2 protein-coding genes are annotated in these 2,071 nt (G+C 56.2%); both read left to right on the top strand.

Annotated elements, in window-relative coordinates; translation table 11 throughout:
• The first annotated feature begins 226 nt into the window (after positions 1-226).
• A complete protein-coding gene (locus AAFO90_RS24490) occupies positions 227-946 on the top strand; it encodes an ATP-binding protein (RefSeq protein WP_347511142.1) in 720 nt (239 codons plus the stop codon).
• Between the two features lie 270 nt (positions 947-1,216).
• On the top strand, positions 1,217-2,071 hold an 855-nt coding region (locus tag AAFO90_RS24485), incomplete at its 3' end, for a replication initiation protein (RefSeq protein WP_347511141.1).

The raw sequence follows: 2,071 nt of genomic DNA, 5'->3' as shown, positions 1-2,071 counted from the left end.
CACCAAGATCGCCGAGGGTCGTGAAAAAACCTAATCCGCTGGATCGGGGTCCTTCGCGCGCGGAGAGGATAACCCCCTTAAGGTCTAACCTACTAGGATGTAACTGCGTTACCTCCTATCCGGCGAAGAGGGCTGCTGCGCCCCTCTTTCGAAACTCCCAGCCGAAGGAGACTAGCCTCTCTCGAAGCCCCATCACAAGATAAAACAAAAAGAAGGAGGCCGCAGGATGCAAAGGGACCGTAGAGGCAGCTTCAAGGAGCCTGATGTCGATTTCATCCATGATTTGATGAATCTTCTGGCTCGAATTTCGTACGGCAGTGAGCTGGGGCTCATGATTGAGGATATGCCGCGTGAAGACATGCTTCGCCTTCTATCACAGGTTCATGCCGCAGCCCGGACCGCGATTGATCTTGTCGTTGGTTATCAGAACATCGCTGATTCAAGTGGAAATGTTGATCTGCGCAACTTGATTTCTCGAACAGCCGAGGCAGTGAGTGATGGGACCGCTTGCCGAGTATCTGTGACTGTGCCGGAAGTTCCCATTCTGACACATGCCGATCCAGAACTGTTGATGCGTGTACTGCTGAACCTGTCAGATAACGCCCGTAATGCGGCGGGTGACACTGGTCAGGTCGCGCTTTCATTGACGCTCGCATCTGAAAAATCGGAAGGGGTTAAGTTGGTGATCGGCCATCAACCGGCACCACCTTTTGCTATCTTGACCGTAACAGACACCGGGCCCGGCATCCCAGAAGCTATGCTGGGCCAGATCTGGGAGCGCGGGTTTTCGACCAAGCAACGGTCCGGATCTGGCCGGGGCCTCGCCTTGGTGCGGAACTTGATTGAGAGAGCCGGTGCGGGGTTGGCGGTTGAGACCTGTTTGGGGTCAGGGACCACGTTCCGGGTATTTTGGCCTCTTCGGAAAAGCACACACACGAGGACCTAGGTTAGGGCGCTGGAAACGTCTCCGCTTTAAGCCTTGAGAGGTCTCAAGAAGCGCCAAAATCACCCAGAATTTTACCAAAAAGCGCGCAGCGCCTATCTTGTTCTATAAGTTCTATAAGTTCAGGGAGTTTTTTTCATTCAATATCATAAGCTTACGCGGCTATAGGGGAGAAATGGGGACTGAAAAGGGAGAAATGGGGACTGAAAAGGGAGAAATGGGGACTATACCAGCTGTTGACTCGGGGAGTTTTCCTCCCCCTAATTCCTCCCCATGATCAAGACCACGCAAATCGCTGCTGACCGGGCCCTTGACGAGGCCAGAATCGTGCTTCCGGCGGAAGTGGCGCGGGGGGTCTACATCGAAAACCCGCCGGGGGCGGAAGCCCTCAAGCTGATGCACCTGTTGATCGGCAAGGCCGGGGGTCGCATGGCAGACGATGTGCGGCATGACCTTCGGATGGCAGACATCAAGAAGATCGACGGGATGCGGAACCACACCCGTGCCACCTTGCGGAAGCTGTTCGTCGAACTGCGTGGGGCGGTGATTGTCTTCGATGACACCGAGGCCCAGTGCGAGATCATCGGCGGGTTCCTGGATCAGGCCAAGCTGGATTACCGCCATGAAGTCAGCGACGACTTGTTGGTGGCTTGGTGGTTTGGGCGGGCATTCCGCGAGATGGCTGAGAAATCTTGCCATTGGGCGATCCTCGATCGACAGACCGTCTTCGCCCTCTCATCAAAGTATTCGATCCTTCTGTTTCAGCACATCGCCAGCCTTGTGAACCTCGATCACGTCACCAGCAAGACCTTCACAGTGGCCGAACTTCGGGCGGTACTAGGGGTTCCGGAAGGTAAAATGCAGCGCTGGAACGACATGAACCGTTTCTCCATCCAACCCGCCATTGCGGAAATCAACCAGACCTCGCGACTGACGTTGACCGCGACGCCGCATAAGGTCGGACGCACCGTGGCTAGCGTGACGATCTTCTGGGAGGAAAAACCTCTGGAGCAGAAGCAGGACGCTAGGCGCGAGCTCAACCGCCCGAAAGTGGGCCGCAAGGCGCGGCGCGAGGGCGCTGCGGAAGCACCAGCACTCACCTTCCCCAAAAGCGGGAGCCTCAAGGGA

This window comes from Phaeobacter sp. CAU 1743, from assembly GCF_039839315.1.
GTDB classification, from domain to species: domain Bacteria; phylum Pseudomonadota; class Alphaproteobacteria; order Rhodobacterales; family Rhodobacteraceae; genus Phycobacter; species Phycobacter gallaeciensis_A.
The sequence above is the reverse complement of the archived record's forward strand: the minus strand, read 5'-3'. Positions and strand labels throughout refer to the sequence as shown.

Excerpts from the sequence above, each read along its gene's own strand:
- AAFO90_RS24490 (WP_347511142.1), top strand. The coding sequence starts at position 227 with ATGCAAAGGGACCGTAGAGGCAGCTTCAAGGAGCCTGATGTCGATTTC.